Here is a 247-nt window from a genome sequence, read left to right as displayed (position 1 = left end):
CGGGCCGTGGTGGCGCGCCGCGCAGATCTTCATCCGCTGGGCTCGTGCGGGCGTCTGGGAGCGGTTGCTGAGCCTCGTTCAGGAGCGTGGGGTCGAGCTGGGCATGGTGTTTCTCGACGGCACCAGCGTGCGCGCGCACCACAGGGCGGCCGGGGCTGCTCGAAAGGGGGATCTCAAGCCGAGCTGAGAGGATCGTGAAGCGCTTGGCCGCTCTCGTGGTGGGTATGGGACCAAGGCTTGCGTGATC

At 68.4% G+C, this 247-nt stretch carries 1 pseudogene; it reads left to right on the top strand.

Features of this window, described 5'->3' with window-relative positions:
• Window positions 1–247, top strand: a pseudogene (locus tag F0L46_RS25435) (IS5 family transposase); the annotation flags it as partial.

The sequence above is a fragment of the Salinarimonas soli genome, assembly GCF_008386575.1.
Lineage (GTDB): Bacteria > Pseudomonadota > Alphaproteobacteria > Rhizobiales > Beijerinckiaceae > Salinarimonas_A > Salinarimonas_A soli.
The sequence above is the reverse complement of the archived record's forward strand: the minus strand, read 5'-3'. Positions and strand labels throughout refer to the sequence as shown.